This is a genomic window from Actinomadura rubrobrunea NBRC 15275 (assembly GCF_001552235.1).
Taxonomy (GTDB): domain Bacteria; phylum Actinomycetota; class Actinomycetes; order Streptosporangiales; family Streptosporangiaceae; genus Spirillospora; species Spirillospora viridilutea.
Window position 1 is genome coordinate 1 of record NZ_BCQU01000068.1, and the last position, 26,438, is coordinate 26,438.

Below are 26,438 nucleotides of genomic sequence, written 5' to 3' on the forward strand. Positions count from 1 at the left end.
GGCCGGTGAAGTGGCGGGCGTCGCTGCTGGAGCGGCTGTACGAGCACAGCCCGACGATGCGTCCCGCGGCGATCTGCGCGCTCACCGTCGGCGTGATCGGGACGCTGGTGAACGACTCCGGCGTGGTGATCCTCTCGGTGGCGTTCAGCCTGGGGACGCCGTTGGTGATCGCCGCGGTGGTGCGGGCGCTGGAGCGGGACCTGGCCGCCGAAGGCACATCCGCAGCGCGGCGATCAGAATCACCGTCAGCGCCACGGGGATGACGCCCGGGCGCACCACCTCCAGCAGCCAGTCCAGCGACGCGGGCAGCCCGATCAGTTTCGGGTCGCGGGCGGGCAGGTAGCCGAGGCTGAGCGCGCAGGTGTGCGCGAGCAGCAGCCAGTCGAACCGCGACCACGGCAGCAGCGCCAGCGCCGCCCACGCGAACCCGCTGTACCAGGGCAGCTCGTACGGCGCCGCGAGCAGCCAGGCCAGCACCAGCGCGGCCGCGACCCGCTCGGCCTCCGCCCCGGTGTCCGTGCCGGGGCCGCGGCGGGGCAGGGCGCGGGCCAGCAGGATCGTCAGGACCGCGAACAGCGTCAGCCAGGCGAATTTGATGACGACGCGGTTGTCGCGGCCGAGGACCAGGTCCACCAGATGCCAGGGGGTGGCCAGCGAGACCTGGTCGGCGGCCCGCCGGATCGGGTCGAACGTGTGCGACCCGGCGATCGCGTACGTGACCAGCGTGACCGCCAGGGCCCCCGCCGCGAGCGCCGCCGCCGAGAGCGCCGCCCGCCACCGGTCGGCGGCCACGCGTCCGCCGTCGTCGCGCCCGGCCCCGCGGTGCGTGAAGGCGCCGCGCAGCACCGCCCACGCGAGCCCGCCCCCGGCGATCGCCGCGGGCAGCTTGATGGCGGCGCCGACCGCGATCAGGGCGCCGCTCGCCGCCGCCCGGAGCGGCACGCCCCGGCGGCCCGCCTCGAACCGCGCCGAGAACAGCGCCACCCCGGCGACCATCGGGCAGACGGCCAGCGTGTCGTTGTGGGCGCCGCCGACCAGGTGGAACAGCAGCAGCGGGTTGCACGTCCACAGCAGCGCCACGCGCAGCCGCCGTTCGTCGGTTCGTGCGGCGCGGTGGAGGATCCACGCGGTCAGCGTGAACGCCAGGGCGTTGAGCAGGGACAGGACGAACACCGTCAGCCGCACCGAGTCGCCGCCGCTCCAGGACGCCATGGCCTGCCCGGCCGTGGCGATCGGCCCGTACACCGACGGCGCCCGCCGCCACTCCTCGACCTCGCTGATCACCGGGTCGCCGGGCACGTCCACCGCCCGCGTCACGTACGGGTCGTGCCCGATGACCGCCATGCGCCCGTACGCCGCGTAGTTGAGGTGGTCGGCGGACCCGATCGGCGGCATGAGCGTGAACGCCGCCGTCGCCAGCAGGCCCGCGGCCGTCAGCGCCGAGGTGCGGCACCGCCAGCCGCGCCGGACGGCCGACCAGCACAGCCCAAGGCCCAGCGTCCCGACGACCAGACCGGCCGCCACCAGGCCGATCACCAGGTGCGGCGGCGGGTGGACGGTCAGCGCGTACGGCGGCTGCCCGGGGTCGCCGCGCAGTTCGGGCTGCATCGCCGACGGGCCCAGCAGGGCCGTGAGCAGGAAGCATCCGATGCTCGTCCCGATGGCCGCCAGGCCCGCGCGTCCCAGGGCGGCGCGGCGGCCGTCCGCCGCCTCGGGGGCGGCGCCGGCGTCCGCCGCGGCGGCGGGACGAGGAGGGGTCACGACCGGCGGCTGCCGCGCAGCACCCGCGCCACGGCGGGCTCGCGCACGGCCAGGGCGCGCGCCACGTCGCGGAACTGCCGGGCCCGGTGCAGCTGCGATCGCCAGTCGGTGCCGGTGGCCCGGTGCGCCAGCGGCACCTCCACCTCGGTCACCCGGAACCCCTTGCGCAGCAGGTCGATGGTGAGGGCGGTCTCCACGCCGAATCCGACGGCGAGCGGCCGCGCCGCCTCGAACGCGGCCCGGGTGAGGCAGCGCTGCCCGTTGAGCGGCTGCGTCGCCTCCCAGCCGGTGGCGCGCCGGATGCCCTCGCGCGCCAGCCGGACCACGAACCCGTGGCCGCCGAGCTTGACCGTGGTGGCGAACACCGCGATGGTCATGTCGGCCTCGCCGCGCCGCACCGGCTCGATCAGCGGGGCGGCGTCGCGCGCGGTCGCGGCCAGGTCGGCGTCCAGGAACAGCAGATGGCGGGGCATGTCGCGGTCCTCGTCCAGCAGCCGCACGGCCTCGGCGCCGCTCTCCATCGCCGCGCCCTTGCCGCGGTTGCGGCCGTGCCGCACGACCTTCGCGCCGGCCTGCTCGGCGATCCGGGCGGTGCCGTCGGACGAGCCGTCGTCGACCACCACGACCAGGTCGGCGCCGGGCAGCTCCAGCGCCGCCTTGACGGTCGTCGCGATCCGGTCCGCCTCGTCCTTGGCCGGGATGACCACCGCTACGTCCTGCATACGGGCGATCGTAGTGCGCGCTGACGAGGGTGTCCGTCAACGACGACGACCCGCGGGGCTCCGCGGGTCGTCGTCAACGCGTGGTCGGCCGAGGTCGCGTGCGGGGACCGGCTCCCGCACTCCGGTCGGCCGGGTCCGGTCAGCTCGGATCGAGCACGGGGACGGCGTCGGACACGGTGAACACCGAGTCCAGGCCGGTGACCTGCAGGATGCGCCGCACGGCCGGGCGCGGCGCGGCCAGCTCCAGGGTGCCGCCCTGTTCCTTGAGCCGCTTCATGGCGGCGAGCAGCACGTTCATCCCGGTCGAGTCGCAGAATTCGACGCCGCTCAGGTCGACGACGATGCGGTCGACCTGCCCGCGCAGCAGCCCCGCCAGCGCGGCCTGCAGGCGCGGCGCGGTGTACAGGTCGAGCTCCCCCGTCGCTGTGACGACGGCGTTACCTCCCTGTGATGCGGTCGAGACATTCAGCTCCACATTCGGCACACTATCGGGCCGAGAGCCGACGGGCCAGAGGGTTGCCCGAACCGTCGTGTCCTCGCGTCCGATGCGTATGACCTTGATGTATTACGTTGAGAAATGAATTGATTACAGCTCTTGCCGGACATCTCCCGCTCGGCCGTCCGGGGTCCGCGCGGACTGCGGAATTCCGCATTCACGCGGCCCGGGAGTGCGGGAGGCTGAGCGGCGAGGGCAGGCGATGGGCCCCCGGGCGGACGCGCCCGGCGGGGATCCGCAGGCGACGGGGGTGTGTCGCGCGTGAAGGTTGAGCGAGATCCGCGGGAGGACCGGCTCCGCGAACGCATCGAGGCGGTCCGCGCGCGGTCGGAGAAGGCGACGTCCTGGCGGTCCGCCACCCAGTACCTGTCGCGCCTGATCAACGACACCGGCCACGTGCCGGTCAAGGCCCGCCTGTCCCGCGAGGACCTGACGTTCCTGGCGGGCGCCCGGGACGAGGTGATCGCGTTCGCCGACCTGGCCGTCCGCCTCATCGAACTGCACCGCCCGCAGGACGCGGGCGGCATCACCAGCGATCTGGACCGCCCGATCCGCCGCTGCCGCGCCTGCATGTGGCGCTGGCCCTGCCCCACCTTCCGGACGGTCGACGAGACCTTCACCCCCTGACCCGGGCGCACACGCGCGCCCGTCCCCGATCCGTCTCAGGGTGGCGTTCCGACGTCGGTCAGGGAAAAGCGGGGGCCGACTCGTCCTCCAGGGTGATGACGCACCCGATGCCGCCGCCCTAGCGTGGTGGACATGGCACGGACAATTCTGATGGTCCTCGGCGTGATCCTCGCGCTGTGGGTGCTCATGGGCGTCATCGGCTGGATCATGTCGATGGTGAAGCTGTTCTTCTTCGTCGGCCTCGCGGCGGTGGTGGTCTACCTGGTGGTCACCCTGGTCTCCAAGGCGGCCAAGAGCGGATAGCCGCCGGGCCGCGTGTCCGGTTCGGCGCGACCCCTTGCCGCCGCCCTCCGGTGACCTCATGATGCGCACACAACAGGTGGTCACCGGCGAAAGGGGATCTTCGTGCCAAGCCTGACCCAGGTGCTGCGCGACCGCGCGCGACGGCATCCGGACCGCGTCGCCTTCATCGCGGGCGACACCCAGATCACCTACCGGGACTTCGACCGGCGCGTGGACCAGGTGGCGGCGACGCTCGCCGCGGCCGGCGTCGGCCCCGGCGACCGGGTCGCCATCCTCGACAAGAACTCCCTGGAGTACGCCGAGCTGCTGTTCGGCGCGGCCCGCGTCGGCGCGGCACAGGTCCCCGTCAACTACCGCCTCGCGCCCGACGAGGTCGCCTACATCGTCAACAACGCGCAGGCGAAGGTCTTCGTCGTCGGCCCCGAGTTCGTCCCGGTGCTCGACGCGATCGCCGGGAAGCTGGAGCACACCACCCACCGCGTCGTCGTCGGCGGCTCGGACCACTCCCATCTCGACTACGCCGAGTGGACGAGCGCCCACGAACCGCCGGCCGAGCCGCCGGACCAGAACGCCGACACCGCCGACGTGTTCGTCCAGCTCTACTCGTCGGGCACCACGGGCCTGCCCAAGGGCGTGATGCTCACCCACGACAACTTCAACGCGGTGCTGCCGCTCAGCAACGAGCTGTGGAACATCGACGACGACACCGTGCTCATGGTGGCGATGCCGATGTACCACGTGGCGGGCTGCGCGCTCACCGTGTGCGCGGTGTACGACGGCATCACGGGCGTCATCATGCGCGAGCCCGACCCCGTCGCGATCGCCCGCGCCATCGAGCGGCACCGGGTGACGCACGTGTTCCTCGTCCCGGTGCTGCTGCAGTTCATGCAGCTCATGCCCGAGGTGCGCGAGGCCGACATGTCCAGCCTGCGCCTGCTGCTGTACGGCGCGTCCCCCATCAGCGAGGACGTGCTCCGCGGCGCCATGGAGCTGCTGCCGAACACCGGGTTCATGCAGGTCTACGGGCTGACCGAGACCACCGGCGCCATCACTTACCTGCCGCCCGAGGACCACGACCCCGACGGCCCGAAGGCGCACCGGCTGCGCAGCGCGGGCGTGCCCAACCCGGGCTGCCGGCTGCGGATCGTCGACCCGGCGACGCTGGAGGAGGTGCCGCGCGGCGAGGTCGGCGAGATCCTCTGCCAGACGGCGCAGAACATGAAGGGCTACTGGAGGATGCCGGAGGCCACCGCCGGGGCGCTGCTGCCGGACGGCTGGTTCCGCACCGGCGACGCCGGCTACCTGGACGAGGACGGCTACCTCTACATCCACGACCGGGTCAAGGACATGATCATCTCCGGCGGGGAGAACATCTACCCCGCGGAGGTTGAGAATGTCTTGATGAGCCACCCGGGCATCGCCGACTGCGCGGTCATCGGGGTGCCGGACGACAAGTGGGGCGAGACCCCCAAGGCGCTCGTCGTCCCCGCCGAAGGCGCCGAGTTCTCCGAGCAGGAGATCATCGACTTCTGCCGGGAGCGGCTGGCGCACTTCAAGTGCCCCACCTCGGTGGAACGCCGCGACGCGATCCCCCGCAACCCCACCGGCAAGATCCTCAAGAAGGACCTGCGCGCCCCGTACTGGGAGGGGCAGGACCGCGCCGTCCACTGAGCGCTCATACCTCGGGTGAGGCGCCGCCGCGGTCGGCGGCCCTCACCCCGGGTCAGCGCTCCCCGGCGTCCACCTCGGAGTCGGGGAAGCGGACGACCGCGCCGACGGGCCGGTGGTCGGACGCGCGGACCGGCGTCTCCGGCACGCCGCACGAGATCCCGGCGGCCCCGGACGCGAACAGGTAGTCGGTCTTCTCCAGGGCGGCGCCGCGCCAGTCCTGCTTGGTCTCGGCGCCGGTGCGGGCCGTGCCCGGCCCCTGGTCGCATTCGGCGTACTGGCGGTAGAGGGCGTCGAGGTTGCGGGACTCGGGCTCCTCGGCCAGGTCCCCGCCGATGAGGACGCGTCCCGTCCCGGCGAACTCGGCGAGCCGTCGGCTCTGCCGGGGCCGGTAGTCGCCGCGCGGGTCGTCGTCCCAGCGCGTCGTGCTCAGCCGCGTCGTGCACAGCTTGGCGTGCCAGGCGTCGACCTGCGCGCACAGCGCCACACGGCGCAGCTTGGGCGGCGACGGCAGCTCGGTGACGCGCGCGTCGGTGAGCCGCTCACGCGCCCCGATGGCGACGCCGAGGCGGCCCTGCCCGTTGGCGCAGTCCCGCGGCTTGCCGTCGGCGTCGCGGTACGCCGCGAACTCCCAGCTCCACGACTGGAACGGGGCCGCCTTGCCGAGGGCGGACACCTGCTCGGAGCAGACCTCCTGCAGGAACACCGCGTCCAAGTTCACCTTCCGGCCGCCGACCCGGACCTCCGCCAACTGCTGGGGGATCTCGCGGACCAGCTCGGCGGGGCGGGACCCGAGGGGGCATCCGGGCGCGGCGTCGCCGCAGACGTTCCAGGTCATCGCGGTGACGGTGGCGGCGGGGAGCTCCCGTGCGGCGTCGGCGTGGGCCGGTCCGAGATCCGGGGCTCCCTCGATGGCGGCACCGGCCCCGGCGGTCACCACGACCGCCGCGGCGCCGCACACGGCAAGCAGGGGGATCAGGGCGCGGGGGGCTCGCACTCGTTCTCCAGGTCGGGGAATCGATCAGGGGGGAATGATCACGAATCCCACCACAAAGGGAACCATATCCGCCAGTGATTCGCCCGACCGCCCCCTCGAGAGGGGCCTCCCAACCTCGCCGTCCACCCCGACGGGCCCGGCATGGGCTGGCTTCGTCCGGGGGTACTCGTATGTCTGCGGCTTGTGCAGCGCTGCTCAATCTCGTCGCACCGCCCACGTGCCGCGTCCCGGCGTGGTGACGGCCTGTCCTCGTTGCACGATTTCTTGAACGGCGTGGGCGGCGGTGGCGTGCGCGGCGTCGTATTCGATCGCGAGTGCGCGCACACTGGGCAGGCGTGGCCCGAGTTCTCCGGCCGCGATGCGTCAGGCGATGTCGTCCGCGATCTGCACGTAGATGTGCCGGGGGTCCTGGTCGAAGTCGAGCCGTGCCACCTGGTAAGGCTAGGACGCCTTTGACGCGCTAAACGGGCTGTAACGGGCTGTTCGCACGGGCACGAGGTGACGGTGCCGGCGCCGACCGTGCTGACCGCCCTCACGAACGCCGAAGCCGCACCCCTCGACCACGGCTACGGCGGCGCCCGATTACGAGTCCTTGTGTTCTTCTGGCCGCACGAACACCCCGCGGCCGCGCACTCCGACCACCTCGCCGGCTTCACGGAGGATGGCGAACGCGTCCGTGACGGTTCTCGAGGAGATCCCGAACTCCTCGGCCAGCTCGCGGGCAGTCGGCAGTTTCGAGCCCGGCGGATACTCGCCACTTGCGATTCGCTTCCGCACGACCGCGACGAGCTGATCCCTGAGCGGCTCTATGCCATCCAAGCTGCCCATGTCGTCACTGCTTCCGGTCGTCGTCCGGCCGCCGAGCAATGAAGGCGCCCCGGCCGCGAGTGGTGACGATCAGGCCACGGTGCCGCAGTTCGCGGAGCGCGTCCCCGATGGTGGCGTGGCTGACCTGGTACTCGTCCGCAAGGATGCGGAAGCTCGGTAGCCGCCGTTCCCATTCGCCCGCGGCTATGCGGGTTGCGAGGTCTTCAGTGACCTGCCGCCACAGAGGCTCCGGCCCATCGAGGTCGATTGCCATGGCCAGACCCTAGTTGACTAGGGCGACACAAGCAGGTCAGTCGGCCAGTTGGGCTGACGAAGGATGCGCGTACCCGCCGACGGACGGCGCGGCCGCCACACCTCCACGGCCAGGAGTGCGGGGCACTGGTACCGCCCCGGATGAGGGGTACGTCGGTTGTCCAACTACCCATCGGCTGCGCAGGGCCAAGGCGCGCTAGTCGTCCGTGTCGCCGTCCTTGCCGTCTTCCGTGTCGGCGGGGTCTTCTTCGTTCTCCTTCGGAACCCTCAGCACGTACGTCCCGCGTCCGCCCATGCCGCGCAGAACCCTGCGTTCGCGAAGGATGCGGACCGCTTTCGCGACGGTCCGCGACCCTACGTCGGTCTCCCGCGCGAGTTCCTCCATGGTCGGGATGCGTGACCCGACGGGCCACCGCCCAGACCGAATGCCGTCTTCGATGTACGCGACGACCTGGTCGCGAAGGGGGCGAGGGTCCGTCAGGTCCATGCACACCACGGTATGTACGCTGACCTGGTGCTTCATGGTGTGCATGTTGTTCATGTAGTGCGATCAATGCCAGATGAGCGTAGTGTGCATGGTTGACATATAAAAGCGGCCCCGCCCGGCGTCGCACCGTCGAACGGGGCCTAGAGACGACTGCCTAGGAGTCGCCCCATGGACCAGCAGGGTACCGACCCGACCGCGACCGGGAAGATGCGGTCGAACGCCGGCATTGGCCCGAAGCCCGGCGAATCCGTCCCGTCTTCGCGGTGGGCAGTGCCGTTCCGGACGCTGCTCGACCACACGTACTTGTGGGCTATCGCGCTTCGGCAGGATCGCCCCCTGTCCACCCGCCAGCGGCTGGCCGGGTGCGCCAGCGTCGTCTACGCGGACACCTACGACGCGCTGATGGAACTCACCATTCAGCACGACCGGTTGGCGGAACTGGTCGCGGCCTTCCCATCCGCGGAGATGGAGACAGCATCCGAGCCGCCGCGGAACACCGGCCGGGAGGAGGGGGGCGCGTGATGGCCGTCCTCGTCGTCTCCCTGCTGGCCGCTATCACCGTCGCACTGTTCACCTGCGCGGGCGTGGCCGCGAGCGCGCAGCGGCGGCCGCGCTATGTGGGGCGACATCGCGCCCCGTTCTAGGCGTCCGCGCGGGCGACCGGGACGCTCCCCTGATCCGACAACAACCACTGCGCACCGCGCCCGCGCGGGCTGAGGCCCCCGGCATCCCCTCAGGGTGTCGGGGGCCGACCCCCGTGAAACGCATGCCGGCGGGTCCCTTGACGGAACCCGCCGGTGCGCGAACGACGTCCCTACTCGTCCACCAGCGCGATGACGGTGCCGGCGCCGACCGTGCGGCCGCCCTCGCGGATGGCGAAGCCGAGGCCCTCGGCCAGGGCGACCGGCTTGCCGAGCTCGACCGCCATCTCCACGGTGTCGCCCGGCATCGCCATGGCGCCCTCGCCGCCGAGGTCCACGCCGCCCACCACGTCGGTGGTGCGGAAGTGGAACTGCGGCCGGTAGCCGTGGCAGAACGGCCTGCTGCGTCCGCCCTCCTCCGCGGTCAGCACCCGCACCCGGGCGCGGAACCGCGTGTGCGGGCGGATCGCCCCCGGCGCGCTGACCACCTGGCCGCGCCGGACCTGGTCCCGCTTGACACCGCGCAGCAGCATCGCGGTGTTGTCCCCGGCCTGGGCGTAGCTCATCGCCCGCCCGAACGTCTCCAGGCCGGTGGCGACGGTGGCGATCGTGTCCCCGAAGCCGACGATCTCCACGGGGTCGCCGACCCGGATCGAGCCCTGCGCCACCACCCCGGTCACGACGGTGCCGCGGCCGGTGATGGTCAGCACGTTCTCCACCGGCATGAGGAACGGCCGGTCGACCGCCCGCTCCGGGACGGGCACGTACGCGTCGATCGCGTCGAGCAGGTCCACGATGCGGGCCGTCCAGTACGGGTCGCCCTCCAGCGCCCGCAGCCCGGACACCCGGACCACCGGCACCTCGTCGCCGGGGAACCCGTACTCGGTGAGCAGCTCGCGGACCTCCAGCTCGACCAGGTCGAGCAGCTCGGGGTCGTCGACCGCGTCGGCCTTGTTGAGCGCCACCACCACGTGCCGCACGCCCACCTGGCGGGCCAGCACGACGTGCTCGCGGGTCTGCGGCATCGCGCCGTCCTGCGCCGAGACCACCAGCACCGCCCCGTCGACCTGCGCCGCACCGGTGATCATGTTCTTGATGTAGTCGGCGTGACCAGGCAGGTCGATGTGGGCGTAATGCCGGGTGGCGGTCTCGTACTGGACGTGGGCGATGTTGATGGTGATGCCGCGCTCGCGCTCCTCGGGGGCGCGGTCGATGCGCTCGAACGGGACGGCCGCGGCGAGCCCGCGCTCGGCCAGCACCTTGGTGATGGCCGCGGTCAGCGTGGTCTTGCCGTGGTCGACATGACCCATCGTGCCGATGTTCAGATGCGGCTTCGTCCGTTCGTACAGCGGCTTGGCCATGAGGCTGCGTCCTCACTTCGATCGGATCGGTCGTGAGAACCGCACGGGCGCTCCGGGCGCGCGTCCCCCGCGCGGGTGCGCCGGGTGCGCGTCCGTCGGGCGGCCCGTGGTCTGCGACAACCCCCCTCCGCTGGTTCTCCTGGAGGCGGGGCGGAGGAGGGTCAGCCTCGGACGCCGCCAAGAGCGTCCGCTGCCGCTGCCTGGAAGGCAGCCGACGTCGCGCTCAGCAGATCGGCCTCTGCGAGCGTGCGGGCGTCGGCTGCGGTGAACATGCGTCGAGCGTACGAACCGCCTCCCGGCGGTGTCGATCGGTTTTCCGTCCGCTCAGGAAGGGCTGCGGGGTGCCGTCCGGTCGTCGGCGGCGCGTGTTGCGCGGCCGGGACGGCGGCCGCGGGCGGGGGCGCGGAGCAGCAGGACGCCGAGGGCGGCGCCGATGAACTGGCAGGCGGCGATGGCCAGCACCAGGCCGATCGCGCCCAGGCGGTCGGCGAGGACGCCGGTCAGCGCGGCGCCCACGGCGAAGGCGCCGATCTTCAGGCTGCCGCCGGTCGTGTTGACCTGCCCCAGCCGGTCCGGCGGCGACTCGCGCTGCCGCAGCAGGAGCGTCGCCGCGAACACGGGCCCCTCGCAGAGCCCGGCGGCCAGGAAGCACAGCATGGCCCACGGCAGCGAGGGCGCCGCCGCGAGCGCGGCCAGCGTGCCGCCGAAGGCCACCAGGCCCGCCACCGTCACCCACTCGGCGTGCCGGGCGCGCAGCCAGCGGGCGGACGCCAGGGACCCGGCCAGCGAGCCCACCGCGCAGGCCACCATCAACTGGCCGCCCGCGCTCGGCGCGGCGTCCAGGCGCTCGGCCAGCAGCACGGCCGTCACGGCGATGCCGCCCCAGCCCAGCCACGCCAGCGACGTCGCCACGGTGAGCGCGCGCAGCACCCGGTTCGCCACCAGGACCGACAGCCCGCCGATCACCGCGTCGGCCGCCGCCGCCACGCCGTTCTTCCCGCCGTTCTTCCCGGACCCTCCCGGCGACGGACGCTCGGCGACACCCGCCCGCTCCGCTGGCGCCGGGCCGTCGCCTCCGTCTGGCCGCGCGGCGGCCTCGCCCGCGCCGTCCTGAGCGGCGTCCGCCGCCGACAGGACGGTCGACCGGCCGTCCTCCGGGGCCCCGCCGGGGATGGGAAGCAGGGGCAGGACGAGCAGGGCGGCGAACGCGCTGGCCATGACGGCGAGGCCCGCGTACGTTCCGGTCGTCGTGGAGGCCAGGACGGCGGCCAGGCCGGGGCCGGCGATGGCCGCGACGTTGTAGCTCGACGCCTCCAGCCCGTACGCGCGCGGCAGCCGCTCGGCCGGGACGTACCGCGGCAGCAGGCTCGTCAGCGCGACGACGACGGGTTCGGTCACCCCGATCACGGCGGCGACGGTCAGCGCGAGCGCCAGCGGCGAGCGCCCCGCCATGGCCAGCAGCGCCGCGGCGGCGGCCGCGTAGCACGCCGCCAGCGCCATCACGACGGGGCGGGGACGGCGGGCCCGGTCGAGCGCGTGCCCGATCAGCGGTCCGCTCAGCACGTACGGGAGCGTCGCGGCGGTCTGGAGGAAACCCGCGGTGGCGGCGTGCCCGGTGCGGGCCTCGACCGTCAGCACCAGCGCGGTGGCCATCCCCTCCGCCGAGATCCGCAGCAGCGTGGCCGCCGTCAGATGCCAGGTGAGGGCCCCGCGTGCGCGCACGCTCGTGATCGTCGCACACCTCCCGGCCGCCCGGTAGGCGCGGATCCCCGGCTTAGACTGCCGGTGTGGCCGACACGACCGGACATCACCGGGTCACCAGCGAGGTGGGACGGCTGCGGACCGTCCTGCTGCACCGCCCGGGAGCCGAGCTCAAGCGCCTGACTCCTCGCAACAGCGACAAGCTGCTGTTCGACGGCATCCCCTGGGTGGGCCGCGCCCAGGAGGAGCACGACGCGTTCGCCCAGGCGCTGCGCGACCGGGGCGTCGAAGTGCTGTACCTCACCGAGCTGCTGCAGGACGTCCTGGAGTACGAGACGGCGCGCGAGGAGGCCATCAACGGGGTGCTGGACGACCCCCGCCTCGGCGACCAGCTGCGCCGCGTCGTCGCCGGCTGCCTGCGCGACCAGGACCCGGAGATCCTCGCGCACACGCTGATCGCCGGGCTGGCGCACGAGGAGCTGAAGACCGGCCACGGCCTGGTCTACCGGATGATGGACCGGCACGACTTCGTCATCGACCCGCTGCCCAACCTGCTGTTCACCCGCGACAACAGCACCTGGATCGGCGACCGGGTGGCGGTGACGAGCCTGGCCATGCCCGCCCGGCACCGCGAGTCGGCGCTCATCGGCCTGGTCTACGCGCACCATCCGCGGTTCGCCGGGGTGGAGCGCGTGTACGACCCGTCGCTGGAGCACGTGGAGGGCGGCGACGTCCTGCTGCTGGCCCCCGGCGTGATCGCGGTGGGCACCGGGGAGCGCACCACGCCCGCCGGGGTGGAGCGGCTGGCCCGCCAGGTCTTCGCCGCCGGGCTGGCGCACACCGTGCTGGCCGTTCCGATCGCGCAGGAGCGCGCCACGATGCACCTGGACACGGTGTGCACGATGGTGGACGTCGACACGGTGGTGATGTATCCGCCGATGGCGGACTCGATGACCGCGTTCACCGTGACGTCCGAGGACGGCGACCTGCGCGTGTCCGAGCCCCGCCCGTTCCTGGAGGCCGCCGCCGAGGCGATGGGCCTGGACCGGCTGAAGGTCATCGACACCGGTCTGGACCCGGTCACCGCCGAGCGCGAGCAGTGGGACGACGGCAACAACACCCTGGCGATCGCCCCGCGGGTGGCGGTGGCGTACGAACGCAACATCGAGACGAACGCGCGGCTGGAGGCGGCGGGCGTCGAGGTGATCCGGATCAGCGGCAGCGAGCTCGGCAGCGGCCGCGGCGGCCCCCGCTGCATGTCCTGCCCGCTGCTGCGGGACGCCCCGCCGAGCTGACCTCGGGCGTCGCCCTTCGGCGCGCGCGGGCCGTGGAGGGCTCGGGCGGTGCCGACGGGGACAAGGCAGCGCCCGAGCTTGCCGAGGACCCTACCAGTGCGGTGACCGGACGGTCAGGCGGGGTGGACCCGCGGCTGGGCGGACGGCGCGCGGTGGCCGTTGACCAGGCCGTTCGCCGAGGCCTCGGCCTCGTCGGCCGGGTCGAAGCCGGAGATCAGCGTGTGCCCGTCGCTCCGGTCGCGCAGGGACGCGCCGCCGGCGGCCTCCTTCGGCGTGACCAGGACGGCCCACACGGTCGTGACGCCGTCCTCATGCCGGACGCCCCAGCCCGCCGACAGCGCCTCGACGATGCCGAGGCCGCGCCCGCCGAGCGAGGACAGGGTGCCCGGGCCGCGCCGGGGCTCGGTCATGGCGCCGCCGTCGCTGACCGCCACTTCCAGCCGTTCCCCGTGGTGCGTCCAGGTGACCCGGATGCGTCCGCACGGCAGCGGCCTGGCGTGCCGGAGCGCGTTGCTCAACAGCTCGCTGAGGATGACGCTCGCGTCGTCCACGACGGACTCGAACACCCCGGAGGCGAGCAGCTCGGAGCTGAGGCGCCTGCGCGCCACGGCGACGCTGGACGGCGCATGCGGCAGCATGACGACGCTCGACGCCCTCACCTCCCCGGTCGACGCTCCCCCGAGTACCGATCATCCTCGCCGGTACGGACCGAAATGCCCCGATGATATTGACCAGAAACCCGGGCGAATCACCCGCCACCCCCACAACGAGCGAGGGATGCTCTGGTCACGCATCCGGGACCATCTGAGGATCTATCCACCGAACGGGCGATTACTCCTCCGGCAAGCGTTTCGTCCGTCACACTGCTGGAACGCACACCTTTTCACCAGTGCATCGGCAATCACGACAGTCACGGCATCCGTCCGGATCCGGTCAGCCTCCGCCCCGGTATCCGGTCAGTCCCCGTCGCCGTCCGCCCGGTTCAGCACGAGCCGCATGCAGGTGCCGCGGCCGCCGGGCCCCGGCTGGGCGGTCACCTGGCCGCCCTGGGCCTCGATCAGCCGTTTGACGATGTAGAGGCCGAGGCCGACGCCGCCGAACCGGCGGCGGTCGCCGGTCTCGCCCTGGACGAACCGTTCGAAGACCCGCTCGAGGTCGCCGGGGGCGATGCCGATGCCCTCGTCCTCGACCGTGACGACGACCGTCCCGCCCTCCGGCCAGGCCCGGACGGTGACCGTGCCGCCGTCCGGGGAGTACTTCATCGCGTTCTCCAGCAGCTGCCCGAGGACGACGTCGGTGGCCAGCGCGTCGCCCCGCGCGGGCGGCAGGTCCGGGGCCACCTCGAGCCGCACCGGGTGCGCGTCCGACAGCGACCGGAACCCGGCGACCACGCCCTCCAGCACGCGGGACAGGTCGAACGTCTCGATCGTCACCGCCAGCTCGTCGCGTCCGGCCCGCGACCCCAGCAGCAGGTGCTCGACGAGGCGGCCGAGCGACTGGGCCCGTTCGGCGATCGTCGCGACCGCGGCCCGGCGGTCGGCGTCGGCCAGCTCGTCCCACCGGTTGACCAGCGTGCTCGCGAACCCCTGCACCACCGTGATCGGGGTGCGCAGCTCGTGGCTCGTGGTGGCCAGGAACAGGTCCTTGGCCTCCTCCAGCGCCTTGGCCTCGGTGACGTCGCGGAAGTCGACCACGACCTCGCCGGTCTCCTCGATCTCCGCGGCGAGCACGTTCAGCCAGACGCCCGACGGCAGCGGGAACGTCGTCTTCTCGCCGGGAGCGGGCGCCTCGAACGGCAGCGGCCGCCCGATCGCCTCGTGCGGCGGCACGCCGGTGAGGGCGTGCGCGGCCGGGTTCCACTGCCGGACGACGCCGTCGCGGTCGAGCACCGCGATGCCGTCCGCGCTGGAGTCGATCACGGCGCGTTCGTGGGCGCGCTGCCGGACGACCTCGGCGTAGGCCACGGCGTTGCCGACCGCGACCCCGGCGTGCCCGGCGAGCAGCTCCAGCAGCTCCAGCTCGGTGTGCCCGACGCGGCGGCCGGAGAACAGCGCGTACAGCGCCCCGTACGGCTCGTTCTGCAGGAACGACAGGCCCAGCGCGATCGTGTGCAGCCCCGGCAGCTCCGACCAGATCAGGTCGCCGAGCCGCCGCTCCCCGCCCGCCAGCATCACGGTCTTGCCCGAGCGCAGCAGCTCCCCGACGAGGCTGGAGCGCAGGTCGGCGGTCGTGCCGCGCAGGTGCTCGGGCAGCCCCCGGACGGTGACCAGCCGCAGCCGGTCGTCCTCGATCCGCACGAAGCCGCCCGCGTCCGCGCCGGTCAGCTCGATCAGCGCGGCGGTGATCCGGTCCAGCACGGTGCCGAGCTCGAGCTCGGCGTTCAGGTCGGCCACGATGTCGTTGAGCCGCCGCACCAGCCGGGCCCGCTCGGCCATGTGGTGCTGGGCGACGTCCTCCTCCTCGACCGGGTGGTACACCCCGACCCAGCCGAGCAGCCGGCCGTCGCGGTCCTGCAGGACGCTGGTGTCGATGCGCACGTCGATGAGCCGGCCGTCGCGGTGGAACCGGCGGGTGGCGATGGTGATCTGCCCGGTGTCGGCGCCGTCCGGGCCGCCGGCGCGGCGGGTGAGCAGCCGCTCCTGGACGGCGTTGTGCTCGGCCTTCAGCTCGTCCGGCACGATCGGCGCGACGCGGCCCAGCACCTCCTCGGCGGTCCAGCCGAACATGCGCTCGGCCGCCGGGTTCCACACGGTGACGCGCTGCCGGTCGTCGACGGCCACGATCGCGTCGGCCGCGCACTCGACGACGGCGCGGGCGATCGGGCCGTGGACGTCATGCTGCACGTCTGTCATCGTGCCACCCGACTTCGCCCCGACGAGAGCCAACGACTTGCGAAAGGTTCTCACGTCGCGGCGCCGTCCGCCGGAAGAAACACGCCAATGGCGCGACCGCTCTGGGCCGGCGGCGGAACGGAGCGATCCAAGCGGCCGAAGCGTAAAAATTTCGCCAAATCAGGACACCGTCGCGGCGCATCGGGCGCGACGATGCGGGCCCGGCGGCGCGTCACGGCCGGGCGGCTGCGGCCGGGTCAGGCCACGTAGGCGGGACCGTCGCCCTCGGCGCGGATGGGCCGTCCGACCTCCACCCAGCGCTTCATGCCCCCGTCGACGTTCTTGGCCAGCCAGCCGGCGTTGTTGAGGGCGATGGTCACCTGCGCCGAGCGCATGCCGGACCGGCAGATGACGTAGACGTCCCGGTCGCGCGGCACCTCGGCCGCGCGGTCGCTGAGCTCGCCCATCGGGATGTGCACCGCCTGGGGCGCGTGGCCCGCGTCCCACTCGTCCTGTTCCCGGACGTCCAGCAGGTAGGCGTCCTGCGGCACGTCCGCGGCGTCGACGGCAGGAACGTCTTCCCCGAAAATCATCACACCCCCATGGAACCGTGCGGACCCCTGTTACGTCGAATCACGCATGCGGTACCGGAGGCTCCTTTTCACGACGCCGGCGCTCGCGGCGCTCCTCGCGCTGCCGGCCTGCGGCTCCGAACAGGCCGCAGGCCCGAGCGACTCGGCCACCACGTCCGTCCAACCGACCCGCTCCCCGGCCGACCGGCTGACCGTCGAGGTCCGCGCGTCCGCCAACGCCACGCCCACGACCTGGACGCTGACCTGCGGCCCCGCCGGGGGCGACCACCCGAAGGCCGCCAAGGCCTGCGAGGCCCTCGGCAAGGCCGAGGATCCCTTCAAGCCGGTCCCCAAGGACCAGATCTGCACGGAGATCTACGGCGGCCCCCAGGTGGCCACCGTCAAGGGGACCTGGCGCGGCCGCCAGGTCGACGCCGGGTTCAATCGTAAGAACGGCTGCGAGATGCACCGCTGGGACCAGGTGGAGCCCCTGTTCGGCGACACCGTCAAGCGCGACTGACGAGTCCTCCCCGTTCGCACTCGTCGTCGCGTGCTGCGGGCGGCCGGAAGAGCCGCCCGCAGCACCTGCCCGTCTGCCGCGACACATGACGGCAGCCGAGCACAACACGGCACACGCCGGCTCAGGCGCGGGTGTGTTGACACGCGTCCGCGCGTCCGAACACGCCTTCAATTAGCCACGTCTCCAGCGGCACGACCAGTTGGCAGCCAGAGGCACGGACCTGATCAGCGATCCGTTCACACCCTCGACCAGCACGTCTTTCACGTCGAGGGCGGCCGTTCGCAGTGGCAGCGCCGCCGACGCACCGCGTCCGAGGGCTACGGACGGCGCGGTTGTCGTGGGACGGGTGCTCCCGAGGGCCATGTGAGCACGCGGTCGGTGAGCTCACCCGAGTACGCCGGCCTGCACACCGTCATCCGTGACAGACGCAGGCATGACCGCGACGTCACACAGCGTCTAACGGCAGCTGAGCTGCTCTGAGCACCGCGAGCGCGGGGGCGTCGGCGCCGGGCGGCGCGGTGGGCGTGGGACGAGTGGTCCCTCGGGTCATTTGAGCAGGCGGGACAGGCGGCGGTCGGCGAGGGGTTTGCCGCCGGTCTGGCAGGTGGGGCAGTACTGGAGGGAGGAGTCGGCGAAGGACACCTCCCGGATGGTGTCGCCGCAGACCGGGCACGCCTCGCCGGTGCGGCCGTGCACGCGCAGGCCGGTCTTCTTCTCGCTCTTGAGGTCCTGGGCGGCCCGTCCGGTGGAGCGGGCCACGGCGTCGCGCAGGGTCGTGACGATCGCCTCGTGCAGGCCCGCGACCTCCTCGTCGGTCAACTTGTCAGCGATCTTGAAGGGGGACATCCGGGCGGCGTGCAGCACCTCGTCGGAGTAGGCGTTGCCGATCCCGGCGATGATCTGCTGGTCGCGCAGCAGGCCCTTGATCTGCGTGCGGCGGCCCGCGACGATGCCGCGCAGCGCCTCGACGGTGAACGCCTCGTCCAGCGGGTCCGGGCCGAGCGTCGCGATCCCGGGCACTTCGGCCGGGTCGCGGACGAGGTAGACGGCCAGCCCCTTCTTGGTGCCCGCCTCGGTGAGGTCGAAGCCGGACCCGTCGTCCAGGTGCACCCGCACGGCCAGGGGGTTCTTGCCGCCGGGGCGGGCGGGCCGAGTGGGGAGCTCCTCCCGCCGGCGCAGCCAGCCGGCCCGGGCGAGATGGACGACCAGGTGCAGGCCGTCGACGTCGATGTCGAGGAATTTGCCGTGCCTGGTGACGTCGGTGACGGTGAGCCCGGCGAGCGCCGTGATCGGCGGGTCGTAGGTCTTGAGGGCGGAGATCGCGAGAACATCGACCCGGGCGACGGCGTGGCCGACGGCGTGCTCGCGCAGGAAGACGGCGAGGGCCTCGACCTCTGGCAGTTCGGGCATGCCCCACAGTATCCGAGGCGCCACCGGGCGACTGTCCACAGCCCTGTGGAAACCTGTGGACGGCCCTGTGCACAACCGTGAATCGGCCCGCGTCCCAGGGGGTTTGCGATCGGAAGACCACGGCAAACAAGATCATTTGCCTTCGCACCCCCTTGCGGACGCCGTCCACGGGCCTGTGGATAACCTGGCCTCGCGGCCCCGTCCGCGGCACGGTCCGCAGCGCGCCGTGCCGCGAATCACCCGATCCGCCGCAATAACCCCTAGGGGGTAGGGGTTGCAAGCGTCATGCCGATGTGACAGCATGGCCCCATCGAGATACCCCTAGGGGGTAATTGTCCTGGAACGAAGGGATTCGGCGATGAGCACCGCCGCGTACACCGCCACCTACACCGTCACGGGTATGACCTGCGGGCACTGCGTCAGCTCCGTCAAGGAGGAGGTCGGCCAGATCGAGGGCGTGACCGCGGTGGATGTGGACCTGGCCAGCGGCCGGGTCACGGTCACCGGCGAGAGCCCGATCGACGACGCCAAGGTCCGGGCGGCCGTGGAAGAAGCCGGATACGAGGTGACCGCCTGACCCGGCCGTCCCCGCCCCCCCGGCCCGGCGGACGGGCGCGCTCCGACGGGCCGGCCGGCGGAGGACGACCGCGTGCAGGCGGGCGCCGACGCGACGAGAGAACGAGCGGCACACCATGAACACTGCGATCAAAATGGGGGCGTTCGCCCTGGGCCTGGCGGCCGTCTTCGCCGCCGGGGCGGGGGTCGGCGTGGCCGTCGGCCCGATCGGCGACGACAAGACGAACACGGCCGAGAAGGCGGGCCACGACCATGCGTCCGGGCACGGCGCCGCCTCCGGGCACGGCGGGGCCGCCTCGCACGTCCCGGTGGGGCTCCAGGTCTCCCAGGACGGCTACACGCTCACCCCGGAGACCACGATCATCAGACCGGGCACGAAGACCGACTTCCGGTTCTCGGTCACCGGGCCGGACGGCAAGCCCGTCACCCGTTTCGAGACCCTGCACGGCAAGCCCCTCCACCTGATCGTGGCGCGGCGGGACCTGTCGGGCTTCCAGCACCTGCACCCGTCCGAGGCGGGCGGCGGCGTGTGGACGGTCCCGCTGACCCTGCCCGAGCCGGGGGCGTACCGGTTCTTCACCGACTTCAAGCCCGCCGGGGCGGCGGAGCAGCTCACGCTGGGCACGGACGTCCTGGCACCCGGGCGCTTCGAGCCTCGCGCGGTGCCGCGGCCCGAGCAGGTCACCCGCGTGGACGGCTACGAGGTGAAGCTGACCGGCGCCCTGGTTCCGGGACGGACGAGCAGGCTGACCCTGTCGGTGAGCAAGGACGGGCGGCCGGTGACCGACCTGGAGCCCTACCTGGAGGCGTACGGGCACCTGGTCGCGCTGCGCGACCGCGACCTGGCGTACCTGCACGTCCACCCGGCCGGCACGCCCGGCGACGGCCGCACCAGGCCGGGCCCGGACGTGACGTTCGAGGTGCAGGCGCCGAGCCCCGGAACATACCGCCTCTACATGGACTTCCAACATGGGGGCAAGGTCCGCACTGCCGAGTTCACGGCGGTGGCGGGGCACGCGGCCGCAGCCGCGGCGCCGTCCGCTCCGGCCGGGGAGGCCGGCCACGGCGGCCATGACGACCACGGCGGCCAGAGCGGCCACGGTCACGCGCATTAGTCATCCCGCACGGCGATCGACGAGAAGGAGGCGGCCATGGGCACGGGCGACGCGTCCGAGCGGATCGAGCTGGAGATCGGCGGGATGACCTGCGCGTCCTGCGCCGCCCGCATCGAACGCAAGCTGAACAAGCTCGACGGTGTGACCGCGACGGTCAACTTCGCCACCGAGAAGGCCACGGTGCAGGCGCCCCCGGGCGTCGCCCCTGAGGAGCTGATCGCGGTGGTGGAGAAGGCCGGGTACACCGCGACGCTGCCCCGGCCGCCGCGGGACGACGCGTCCGGGGAGCCCGCGGACGACGACGCCGAGCGGGAGCTGCGGCCGCTGCGGCAACGGCTGATCACGTCGCTGGTGCTGGCGGCCCCGGTGGTCGCGATGGCGATGGTCCCGGCGCTGCAGTTCACGTACTGGCAGTGGATCTCGCTGACGCTGGCCGCGCCCGTCGTCGTGTACGGCGGCTGGCCCTTCCACCGGGCGGCCTGGACGAACCTGCGGCACGGCACGGCCACCATGGACACCCTGGTGTCGCTCGGCACCCTCGCCGCGTTCGGCTGGTCGCTGTGGGCGCTGCTGTTCGGGTCGGCCGGGGAGCCGGGCATGCGGCACGGCTTCGAGCTCACCATGACCCGCTCGGACGGGATGGCCGACATCTACCTGGAGGCAGCCGCCGGGGTGACCGCGTTCCTGCTGGCCGGACGGTACTTCGAGGCGCGGTCCAAGCGGCGGGCGGGCGCGGCGCTGCGCGCGCTGCTGGAGATGGGCGCCAAGGACGTCGCGGTCCTGCGCGAGAACGGCCGCGAGGAGCGCATCCCCATCGACCGGCTCGCGGTGGGGGACGTGTTCGTCGTCCGCCCCGGCGAGAAGATCGCCACGGACGGGGTGGTCGAGGAGGGCTCCTCGGCCGTGGACGCCTCGATGCTCACCGGCGAGTCGGTGCCGGTCGAGGTCGGCCCGGGCGACGCGGTGGTCGGCGCGACCGTCAACGCGGGCGGCCGGCTGGTGGTGCGGGCCACCCGGGTCGGCGCCGACACGCAGCTGGCCCAGATGGCCCGGCTGGTGGAGGAGGCGCAGACCGGCAAGGCCGCCGTGCAGCGGCTGGCCGACCGGATCTCCGCGGTGTTCGTCCCGATCGTGATCGCGCTGGCCGTGGCCACGCTGGGCTTCTGGCTGGGCGCGGGCGCGGGGGCGGCGTCCGCCTTCACCGCCGCGGTCGCGGTGCTGATCATCGCCTGCCCGTGCGCGCTGGGCCTGGCCACCCCGACCGCGCTGATGGTCGGCACGGGACGCGGCGCCCAGCTCGGCATCCTGATCAAGGGGCCGGAGGTGCTGGAGTCCACCCGGCGCATCGACACGGTCGTGCTGGACAAGACCGGCACCGTCACCACCGGCGTGATGGCGCTGGTCGACGTCCACCCCGCCGACGGCGTCGACGCCGACGAGGCGCTGCGGCTGGCGGGCGCGCTGGAGAGCGCCTCCGAGCACCCCATCGCCCGCGCGATCGCCGCCGCCGCGGCCGACCGCGTCGGCCCCCTGCCGCCGGTGGAGGACTTCGCCGCCCTCGAGGGGACGGGCGTGCAGGGGCTGGTGGACGGGCACGCCGTGCTGGTCGGACGGCCGCGGCTGCTCGCCGAGTGGTCCCAGCACCTCACGCCCGAGCTGGAGAAGGCGATGGCGGAGGCCCGGGAGCGCGGGCGCACCGCGGTGGCGGTCGGCTGGGACGGTCGGGCCCGCGCGGTCATCGCGGTGGCCGACCAGGTCAAGCCGACCTCGGCCGAGGCGGTGGCCCGGCTGCGCGCGCTGGGGCTGCGTCCCGTGCTGCTGACCGGCGACGACGAGACCGTCGCCCGGGCGGTGGCCGAGCAGGTGGGCATCGACCCGGAGCGCGACGGGGTCATCGCCGGAGTGATGCCCGCCGAGAAGGTCGCCGTCGTCAAGCGGCTGCAGGCCGAGGGCCGGACGGTCGCCATGGTCGGGGACGGGGTGAACGACGCGGCCGCGCTGGCCCAGGCCGACCTCGGCCTGGCGATGGGCACCGGCACCGACGTGGCGATCGAGGCGTCCGACCTGACGCTGGTGCGGGGCGACCTGCGCGCCGCCGCCGACGCCATCGCCCTGTCGCGGCGGACGCTGCGCACGATCAAGGGCAACCTGTTCTGGGCGTTCGCCTACAACGTGGCCGCGCTGCCGCTGGCCGCCGCCGGGCTGCTCACCCCGATGATCGCCGGCGCGGCCATGGCGTTCTCCTCGGTGTTCGTGGTCACCAACAGCCTGCGGCTGCGCCGCTTCCAGCCGGTCGGCGGCGCGCCGGCGCCGGTCGGCGGGACGGCGCGCCCCGCCGCCCCGGCGCAGGTCCCGGCCGAACGCTGAGCCGCGGCGGGGACCACCGCGAAGGACCACGGCCCTCGGGGGCGTCGTGGTCCTTCGCGTTGTCGGGCGCAGCGCTCACCGGCGTTGCCGCGGGACGATCGGCCCGGCCGGAAGGACCTTCCCCCGCAGGCCGTGGCAGGCCGGGCAGGCCGGGTCGATCCAGGGCGGCTGCGCGGCCACACCGTCCAGGCGCCAGGCGACCGCGGCGCCGCCGTGCCCGCCCGCGTCAGCCGGGCGTCGGGGACTGGGAGGCGTGGGCGCGGAGGGCGGCGACGAGGGGGCCGACGCGGGCGTCGTCCGCGGCGGCGTCGAGGGCCCTGCGCAGGGTCTCGTCGTAGATGGGGGCGATCTTCTGCTGGAGGGCGCGCCCCTCGTCGGTGATCACGGTGTAGACGCCGCGGCGGTCTTTGAGGCACACGTCGCGGCGGGTGAGGCCCGCGGCCTCCAGGCGGGCGACCAGGCGGCTGACCGAGCTCTGGTTGAGCCCGATGAGGTCGGCGAGCTCCTGCATGCGCAGCTCGCCCTCGGGCGCGCACACCAGCCGGCACAGGGCGCGGTACTCCGACAGCCCGACGCCGTGCGGGAGCAGCGCCTTGGCCAGCTCCTGCTCCACCCGTCCGTACAGGCCGACCACCTGCTCCCAGACTGTGCGGTCCGCGCCGTCCACCGTCGCCTCCTCGCCGTTGACACCAGAGTACATGGCCGTGCAATATCTGCATGCGCATACAACATTTGTAGGTACATGCAACTGGGGGGAGCCCGATGACCGCCAGCCCGCTGCTGCGCCCGTTCGACGACGGCCGCCTGCGCCTGCCGAACCGCATCGTGATGGCGCCCATGACGCGCGGGCGGGCCGACGACGAGACCGCCGTCCCGCACCCGCTGACCAAGGAGTACTACGCCCAGCGCGCCGGAGCCGGCCTGATCGTGTCCGAGGGGCTGTGGCCGGACCCGCTCGGCAAGGGCGGCCCGGGCATCCCCGGCCTGGTGACCGACGCGCACGTGGCGGGATGGCGGGAGGTCACCGACGCGGTGCACGCCGCGGGCGGACGGATCTTCGCGCAGCTGTGGCACGTCGGCCGGATGACGCACCCCGTGACGCTGCCGGACGGCGAGCAGCCCGTCGCGCCCTCCGCCGTGCGGATCGAGAACCAGCGGATCTTCACCAAGAAGGGCCTGCTCGACCACGTCACGCCGCGGGCGATGACCACGGCGGAGGTCGAGGCCCTGGTCGCCGCGTTCGCAGCCGAAGCGCGCAACGCGATCCGCGCCGGATTCGACGGGGTGGAGGTGCACGGCGCGAACGGCTACCTCATCCAGCAGTTCCTCGCCGAGAACACCAACCGCCGCACCGACCGGTACGGCGGGTCGCTCACGGGACGCCTGCGGTTCGCCGTCGAGGTCGTGCGGGCCGTGGCCGCCGAGATCGGACCCGACCGGGTCGGGCTGCGCATCTCCCCCGACAACCCGGAGAACGAGATCGCCGAGGAGGACCCGCGGCGCACCTACCGGGCGCTGGTCGACGCGCTGAACCCGCTGGGACTGGCGTACCTGCACGTCATCGAACGCGGCGACTACCCGGCCCTGGCCGATCTGCGGCCGCGCTGGCAGGGCACGCTCATCGGCAACTTCAACGGCCCCGAGCCGACCACGCGGGAGGCGGGGGAGAGGGTGCTGAACGCGGGCCTGGCCGACCTGTTCTCGTACGGGCGGCTGTTCATCGCCAACCCCGACCTGCCGGCCCGCTTCGCAGCGGACGCGCCGCTCGCCGAGTACCGGGAAGACCTCGTCTACGGGGGAGACGCCGAAGGCTACGTCGACTACCCCGCCATGACGACCGTCTCCGCCGGGTGACCGCCCTCTACGAGACGCCGCCTCCCGGGTCACTTCGGGGGGCGGCGCTACCGGCTTTGTCCGCAGTGCTCTGGCCTTCAGGCCGGGGAGCACGTCAAGGAACGTCCCAGAACGCCAGCTCGTGGCGCATGCCTTCGAGGAACAGGCGCTCGGCCCGGCCCGGGTCCGGAGCCGCCTCGTCGATCATTTCGCCGATGCGCCGGGCGAGGGCGGCGAACGCGGGGTCGGCGTAGGTGTCGACCCAGCGGCGGTAACGGGGATCGCTCGGGGGGTTCTCGGCCAGGCGGGCGCCGAGCGTCGAGTACCCCCACATGCAGGGGTAGAGCGCGGCCAGGCCCTCGGCGTACGAGGCGGCGCTGTCCAGCAGGAACTTCGTGTACGCCGCGCAGGCCGGGCCCTTGGTCGCGCCCTCCAGGTCGGCGCCGAACGGTTCGGCCAGCGACCGGTGCAGGGACAGTTCCTCGTGGAACGTCGAGTGCGCCAGGTCCACCAGGTCGCCCAGGTGCCCGGACGGCGCCTGCCAGGCCAGCCGGCAGAACACCCGCACGTAGTCGAGCAGGAACAGGTAGTCCTGCTCCAGCCAGGAGCGGAACACCGCCTCGTCCAGGTCCCCGCGGGCGATGCCCGCCACCGTGGGATGGGCGAGCTGCTCCTCGACGAGGGGACGGCCGAGTTCCTCCAGATGTGCCGCGACGCTCATGCCGTCAGTCTCCCACCGCGCACGGCCGAGACGGCCCTCAGGATTCCTCCCCGACCCCCTATTTGTAGTGGCCGCTACAGATATGGGTTTAGAGTTCTGTATCGAGCACTACATAAATGTCGGGAGGAGCAGATGAGCACGTTCGCGCGCACGGTCCGCGGCACCGGCGGCCCCGGTGTGGCGCTCGCCCACGGCGCAGGCGGCGGCGTCGAGCCCAACTTCGGCCCGATCCTGGACGGCCTGGCCGAGGGCCGCACCGTCGTCGGGGTCGACTACCCGGGCGCCGGCGCGACGCCGCGGTCCGCCGTCCCGCTCACCCTCGACGGACTCGCCGACGAGCTGGTCGGCGCGGCCGTGGACGAGGGCCTGGACGCGTTCTCGATCGTCGGCTACTCGCTCGGCGGTCCCGTGGCCGTGCGCGCCGCCACCCGCCATCCCGACCGGGTCAGGGCGCTCGTGCTGACCGCGACGTTCGCCCGTCCCGACAACCACCTGCGCCTGGTCGCCGACCTGTGGTCGCACCTGCTCGACGCCGACGACCGCACGCCTCTTGCAAGGCTGCTCACGTTGACGGCCCTGAGCCCGTCCGCGCTGGCCGCCCTCCCGGAGCACGCCCTCGACGAGACCGTGGCCGCGACCGCCGCCGACGTCCCGCCCGGCGCGCCCGAGCACGTCGACCTGGTGTCCCGCGTCGACATCCGCGCCGAGTTGGCCGAGCTGGCGATCCCGGTGCTGGTCGTCGTCACCACCGCCGACCGGCTCGTCCCGCCGCCTATCCAGCGCGACCTCGCCACCCGCATCCCCGGCGCCCGGCTGGCCGAGCTGGATTCCGGCCATCTGCCGTTCGCCGAGCGCCCCGGCGAGTGGCTGACGCTCATCACGTCCTTCCTGGACGAGGCCGCCGCCCGACCGGAACCGTGAGCCGCCCGCCGCGGCCGCCGGGATCCGCGCCCGGCACGCCGCGCACCGCGAGCAGGTGATGGAACTGCTCGGCGACGTCGGGCTCGCCCTCCTCGTGGCGCGCACGCACGCGTTGGACGCCGACCACGTCGCCGCGTGGGATCTGCCGTCCGATCCCCGCCGTCGTCGCCGACGCCCACAGGAACGTCGCCGAACGGCTGTCCCGGTGAGGCTGGACGGCGCCGCGTTCGTCACCGAACCGCTGGTCAGCAAGCTGGTCACCAATGCGATCCGGCACGCCCGCGGCCCGATCCGGCTGCGTCTCATCCGCGACGACGCTGATCTGCGAGGTTTCAGACGGCAGCGACACCGCCCCGCACCTGCGCCGGGCCCGCGCCATGGACGAGGGCCTCGTCCTGGGTTGGTGTGGGCGCCGCTGTGGCGGCCCCGAGGA

General features: G+C 73.1%; 29 protein-coding genes. 12 read left to right on the forward strand and 17 right to left on the reverse strand.

Features of this window, described 5'->3' with window-relative positions; all coding sequences use genetic code 11:
- From AR3_RS31785 to AR3_RS20235, 4 genes are all read right to left on the reverse strand, one after another.
- Positions 1-217, reverse strand: a 217-nt coding sequence (locus AR3_RS31785) for a hypothetical protein (RefSeq protein ID WP_157406712.1), incomplete at its 3' end; no start/stop codon positions are given.
- Positions 145-1,761 (reverse strand): polyprenol phosphomannose-dependent alpha 1,6 mannosyltransferase MptB, encoded by a 1,617-nt coding sequence (gene mptB, locus AR3_RS20225; RefSeq protein WP_067915808.1) that lies wholly within the window; start codon positions 1,759-1,761, stop codon positions 145-147. The genes AR3_RS31785 and mptB, both read right to left, overlap by 73 nt.
- Positions 1,758-2,483: a glycosyltransferase family 2 protein gene (locus AR3_RS20230; protein WP_067915809.1), complete on the reverse strand. Its 726-nt coding sequence runs from the start codon at positions 2,481-2,483 to the stop codon at positions 1,758-1,760. Before AR3_RS20230 ends, mptB begins: the two co-directional genes overlap by 4 nt.
- A 139-nt stretch (positions 2,484-2,622) precedes the next feature.
- On the reverse strand, positions 2,623-2,958 hold the full coding sequence (locus AR3_RS20235; protein WP_067915810.1) for an STAS domain-containing protein: 336 nt from the start codon (positions 2,956-2,958) through the stop codon (positions 2,623-2,625).
- Between the two features lie 282 nt (positions 2,959-3,240).
- On the opposite strand from AR3_RS20235, the gene AR3_RS20240 reads away from it, so the two are divergent.
- The 3 genes from AR3_RS20240 to AR3_RS20245 all read left to right on the forward strand — a co-directional run bounded on the left by AR3_RS20240 (position 3,241) and on the right by AR3_RS20245 (position 5,580).
- Positions 3,241-3,606, forward strand: a complete 366-nt coding sequence (locus tag AR3_RS20240; protein ID WP_083951714.1) for a hypothetical protein — start codon at positions 3,241-3,243, stop codon at positions 3,604-3,606.
- Between the two features lie 132 nt (positions 3,607-3,738).
- Positions 3,739-3,909: a hypothetical protein gene (locus AR3_RS31185; RefSeq protein ID WP_169803864.1), complete on the forward strand. Its 171-nt coding sequence runs from the start codon at positions 3,739-3,741 to the stop codon at positions 3,907-3,909.
- 102 nt (positions 3,910-4,011) lie between these two features.
- Entirely contained in the window at positions 4,012-5,580 is a 1,569-nt protein-coding gene (locus tag AR3_RS20245; protein WP_067915812.1) for a fatty acid--CoA ligase, read from the forward strand.
- Between the two features lie 52 nt (positions 5,581-5,632).
- On the opposite strand, the gene AR3_RS20250 is transcribed toward AR3_RS20245, so the two are convergent.
- The 4 genes from AR3_RS20250 to AR3_RS20265 form a co-directional block, all read right to left on the reverse strand.
- Entirely contained in the window at positions 5,633-6,574 is a 942-nt protein-coding gene (locus tag AR3_RS20250) for an endonuclease/exonuclease/phosphatase family protein (RefSeq protein WP_067915813.1), read from the reverse strand.
- Positions 6,575-7,156: 582 nt separating this feature from the next.
- Positions 7,157-7,402, reverse strand: coding sequence for a winged helix-turn-helix domain-containing protein (locus tag AR3_RS20255; RefSeq protein ID WP_067915814.1), 246 nt, complete (start codon positions 7,400-7,402; stop codon positions 7,157-7,159).
- A 4-nt stretch (positions 7,403-7,406) separates the two neighbouring features.
- Entirely contained in the window at positions 7,407-7,655 is a 249-nt protein-coding gene (locus tag AR3_RS20260) for a GntR family transcriptional regulator (RefSeq protein WP_067915815.1), read from the reverse strand.
- A gap of 195 nt (positions 7,656-7,850) precedes the next feature.
- The gene (locus AR3_RS20265; protein WP_169803865.1) at positions 7,851-8,141 is read right to left on the reverse strand and encodes a GntR family transcriptional regulator; all 291 of its coding nucleotides are present in this window, start codon (positions 8,139-8,141) and stop codon (positions 7,851-7,853) included.
- A gap of 168 nt (positions 8,142-8,309) precedes the next feature.
- On the opposite strand from AR3_RS20265, the gene AR3_RS20270 reads away from it, so the two are divergent.
- A complete protein-coding gene (locus tag AR3_RS20270; protein ID WP_067915817.1) occupies positions 8,310-8,663 on the forward strand; it encodes a hypothetical protein in 354 nt (117 codons plus the stop codon).
- Entirely contained in the window at positions 8,663-8,785 is a 123-nt protein-coding gene (locus AR3_RS32650; protein ID WP_281179285.1) for a hypothetical protein, read from the forward strand. Before AR3_RS20270 ends, AR3_RS32650 begins: the two co-directional genes overlap by 1 nt.
- A gap of 170 nt (positions 8,786-8,955) precedes the next feature.
- On the opposite strand, the gene tuf is transcribed toward AR3_RS32650, so the two are convergent.
- Together tuf and AR3_RS20280 are read right to left on the reverse strand one after the other, a co-directional pair.
- Positions 8,956-10,143 (reverse strand): elongation factor Tu, encoded by a 1,188-nt coding sequence (gene tuf / locus AR3_RS20275; RefSeq protein ID WP_067915818.1) that lies wholly within the window; start codon positions 10,141-10,143, stop codon positions 8,956-8,958.
- Positions 10,144-10,467: 324 nt separating this feature from the next.
- The gene (locus AR3_RS20280; RefSeq protein WP_067915819.1) at positions 10,468-11,865 is read right to left on the reverse strand and encodes an MFS transporter; all 1,398 of its coding nucleotides are present in this window, start codon (positions 11,863-11,865) and stop codon (positions 10,468-10,470) included.
- A 65-nt stretch (positions 11,866-11,930) separates the two neighbouring features.
- On the opposite strand from AR3_RS20280, the gene AR3_RS20285 reads away from it, so the two are divergent.
- On the forward strand, positions 11,931-13,139 hold the full coding sequence (locus AR3_RS20285; protein WP_067915820.1) for an arginine deiminase: 1,209 nt from the start codon (positions 11,931-11,933) through the stop codon (positions 13,137-13,139).
- 113 nt (positions 13,140-13,252) lie between these two features.
- On the opposite strand, the gene AR3_RS20290 is transcribed toward AR3_RS20285, so the two are convergent.
- The 3 genes from AR3_RS20290 to AR3_RS20300 form a co-directional block, all read right to left on the reverse strand.
- Positions 13,253-13,798: an ATP-binding protein gene (locus AR3_RS20290; protein WP_227023360.1), complete on the reverse strand. Its 546-nt coding sequence runs from the start codon at positions 13,796-13,798 to the stop codon at positions 13,253-13,255.
- A gap of 297 nt (positions 13,799-14,095) precedes the next feature.
- On the reverse strand, positions 14,096-15,991 hold the full coding sequence (locus tag AR3_RS20295) for a PAS domain S-box protein (RefSeq protein WP_067915821.1): 1,896 nt from the start codon (positions 15,989-15,991) through the stop codon (positions 14,096-14,098).
- Between the two features lie 236 nt (positions 15,992-16,227).
- Positions 16,228-16,560, reverse strand: coding sequence for a rhodanese-like domain-containing protein (locus tag AR3_RS20300; protein ID WP_067915845.1), 333 nt, complete (start codon positions 16,558-16,560; stop codon positions 16,228-16,230).
- A gap of 49 nt (positions 16,561-16,609) precedes the next feature.
- Here AR3_RS20300 and AR3_RS20305 point away from each other — a divergent pair, with 49 nt between their 5' ends.
- The gene (locus AR3_RS20305; RefSeq protein WP_067915822.1) at positions 16,610-17,062 is read left to right on the forward strand and encodes an SSI family serine proteinase inhibitor; all 453 of its coding nucleotides are present in this window, start codon (positions 16,610-16,612) and stop codon (positions 17,060-17,062) included.
- A 546-nt stretch (positions 17,063-17,608) separates the two neighbouring features.
- On the opposite strand, the gene AR3_RS20310 is transcribed toward AR3_RS20305, so the two are convergent.
- The gene (locus AR3_RS20310) at positions 17,609-18,472 is read right to left on the reverse strand and encodes an Fpg/Nei family DNA glycosylase (RefSeq protein ID WP_067915823.1); all 864 of its coding nucleotides are present in this window, start codon (positions 18,470-18,472) and stop codon (positions 17,609-17,611) included.
- 358 nt (positions 18,473-18,830) lie between these two features.
- Between AR3_RS20310 and AR3_RS20315 the strand changes: the two genes are divergently transcribed.
- The 3 genes from AR3_RS20315 (at position 18,831) to AR3_RS20325 (ending at position 22,530) form a co-directional block, all read left to right on the forward strand.
- Positions 18,831-19,049, forward strand: coding sequence for a heavy-metal-associated domain-containing protein (locus tag AR3_RS20315; protein ID WP_067915824.1), 219 nt, complete (start codon positions 18,831-18,833; stop codon positions 19,047-19,049).
- Positions 19,050-19,164: 115 nt separating this feature from the next.
- Positions 19,165-20,163 carry a DUF8832 domain-containing protein gene (locus tag AR3_RS20320; protein WP_067915825.1) on the forward strand — a complete coding sequence of 333 codons (999 nt, stop codon included), beginning with the start codon at positions 19,165-19,167 and terminating at the stop codon, positions 20,161-20,163.
- 36 nt (positions 20,164-20,199) lie between these two features.
- Positions 20,200-22,530, forward strand: a complete 2,331-nt coding sequence (locus AR3_RS20325) for a heavy metal translocating P-type ATPase (RefSeq protein ID WP_067915826.1) — start codon at positions 20,200-20,202, stop codon at positions 22,528-22,530.
- Between the two features lie 226 nt (positions 22,531-22,756).
- Here AR3_RS20325 and AR3_RS20330 read toward each other — a convergent pair whose 3' ends face one another.
- The gene (locus AR3_RS20330; RefSeq protein WP_067915827.1) at positions 22,757-23,230 is read right to left on the reverse strand and encodes a MarR family winged helix-turn-helix transcriptional regulator; all 474 of its coding nucleotides are present in this window, start codon (positions 23,228-23,230) and stop codon (positions 22,757-22,759) included.
- A gap of 62 nt (positions 23,231-23,292) precedes the next feature.
- Here AR3_RS20330 and AR3_RS20335 point away from each other — a divergent pair, with 62 nt between their 5' ends.
- Positions 23,293-24,384 carry an alkene reductase gene (locus tag AR3_RS20335; protein ID WP_067915828.1) on the forward strand — a complete coding sequence of 364 codons (1,092 nt, stop codon included), beginning with the start codon at positions 23,293-23,295 and terminating at the stop codon, positions 24,382-24,384.
- A 94-nt stretch (positions 24,385-24,478) separates the two neighbouring features.
- Here AR3_RS20335 and AR3_RS20340 read toward each other — a convergent pair whose 3' ends face one another.
- Positions 24,479-25,084 (reverse strand): TenA family protein, encoded by a 606-nt coding sequence (locus AR3_RS20340; RefSeq protein ID WP_067915829.1) that lies wholly within the window; start codon positions 25,082-25,084, stop codon positions 24,479-24,481.
- Positions 25,085-25,216: 132 nt separating this feature from the next.
- Between AR3_RS20340 and AR3_RS20345 the strand changes: the two genes are divergently transcribed.
- The gene (locus tag AR3_RS20345; protein WP_067915830.1) at positions 25,217-26,005 is read left to right on the forward strand and encodes an alpha/beta fold hydrolase; all 789 of its coding nucleotides are present in this window, start codon (positions 25,217-25,219) and stop codon (positions 26,003-26,005) included.
- On the opposite strand, the gene AR3_RS20350 is transcribed toward AR3_RS20345, so the two are convergent.
- On the reverse strand, positions 25,962-26,354 hold the full coding sequence (locus tag AR3_RS20350; RefSeq protein ID WP_146150370.1) for a hypothetical protein: 393 nt from the start codon (positions 26,352-26,354) through the stop codon (positions 25,962-25,964). The genes AR3_RS20345 and AR3_RS20350 overlap by 44 nt on opposite strands.
- Between the last annotated feature and the right edge of the window lie 84 nt (positions 26,355-26,438).